Origin of the sequence: Paraburkholderia humisilvae, from assembly GCF_902859855.1 — a bacterium.
GTDB lineage: Bacteria > Pseudomonadota > Gammaproteobacteria > Burkholderiales > Burkholderiaceae > Paraburkholderia > Paraburkholderia humisilvae.
Genome location: NZ_CADIKH010000308.1, coordinates 1 through 1,661, shown reverse-complemented (window position 1 = coordinate 1,661; position 1,661 = coordinate 1). Strand labels below are relative to the sequence as shown.

Here is a 1,661-nt window from a genome sequence, read left to right as displayed (position 1 = left end):
GTCATCGTGCGACCTGAAAGTCGCCTGAATTTCTGTCTCACAGGGGAAGTCATGACCTGATGAAACCGGTTGTTCCATCAACCGTTCCCTACCCGGACATGCGGAGCCGGTAACAGCCCGGTGTGAAGCTCTGGGGACAACGTAGCCGCCGGGAAACCGGTACGCTGAGCCGCGAGGCGAGGCGGAATCTGCCAGCACGAAGGCGGAGAGGAGCAAGGGATGAGCGGGTACGACCAACATACGTGAACTTTCGATAAACGTCGTGATCTTGAACAAGCCAAACGTGCTGACAGGCTTGAACCAGAACGGTGTGTGGTGAGGAGTGGTTCCTGAATGACTGGGCCACCATGGACGATCAGCCACCGGCGAAGAGGAAGGGTCCGCCCCGCTCGGAAATTCAAGCGGAACAGGGTAAGCCCATCGTGCCGCCGGCAACGGCAGGCGAACCGCAAGGAACGCTGTTGGTGTGGCGGGTAAAGGAAAGCGGAGAAAGCGAACGCCTGTCTGTAGCGGACGGGATACGGGCTGCGACATTGCTCGACACGAAAGTGGGCAGACTTCCGCGTGGTCATTCATGGCGAGAGAATCTTTGACGAACCGTTGTACGAGGGAAAGCAGATGACGGCGAACGATACGAAGGTGTCAAACGCTGGTGCGCCCTCGCACGCCGCACGAATGTGGGATCAGGCGAACTGGTCGCATATCGAGACGGAGGTGAAGCGGCTTCAGATGCGTATCGCCAAGGCAGTTCGGGAAGGCCGATGGTGCAAGGCGAAGGTCTTGCAACGTTTGTTGACCCGCTCGCATAGCGGCAAGATGCTGGCCGTGAAGCGTGTGACGGAAAATCGCGGCAAGAGAACGCCGGGGGTGGACGGCAGGATATGGTCATCCCCGTCGGCCAGATGGAAAGGAATGCTATCGCTACGTCATCGAGGTTATCGTGCGATGCCGCTGCGACGTGTTTACATTCCCAGGAGTAACGGCAAGAAACGTCCGTTGGGAATCCCGTGCATGAAGTGCCGGGCGATGCAGGCTTTATGGAAGCTCGCCTTGGAGCCCATCGCGGAGACCCTGGCGGACGCCAACGCCTATGGCTTTCGGCCCCAACGCTCGACCGCCGACGCCATCGAGCAGTGCTTCATCGTTCTGGCCAGGCGTGCATCGCCAGAATGGATTCTGGAGGGGGACATTCGAGGCTGTTTCGACAACTTCAGCCACTCCTGGATTCTGGAGAACGTGCCGATGGATAAGGAGGTTCTGCGGAATTGGCTTCAAGCCGGATATATCGACGAGGGAACTCTGTTCGAGTCACGGGCTGGTACACCCCAAGGGGGCGTCATCTCGCCCGTAATCGCGAATATGGCGTTGGACGGATTGGAGGCAGCAGTCTATGCAAGCGTCGGCGCCTCGAAACTCGCGCGCAGCAAGGCGCAGCTCAACGTCGTCCGTTATGCCGATGACTTTGTGGTGACTGGCGTGTCGAAAGATGTGCTGGAATCCCGAGTGCTTCCTGCGGTCAGGTCATTCATGGCCGCTCGAGGTCTGGAACTCTCGGAAGAGAAGACCAGAATCACAAATATAGCGGAGGGTTTCGATTTCCTTGGCCAGAACGTGCGTAAGTACGACGGCAAGCTGCTGATCAAGCCAGCGAGAAAGAGTAT

The 1,661-nt window shown here is 58.2% G+C and carries 1 protein-coding gene; it reads left to right on the top strand.

Features of this window, described 5'->3' with window-relative positions; all coding sequences use genetic code 11:
• Positions 1-618: 618 nt before the first annotated feature.
• On the top strand, positions 619-1,661 hold a 1,043-nt coding region (locus HV796_RS42135; RefSeq protein WP_175233528.1), incomplete at its 3' end, for a reverse transcriptase domain-containing protein.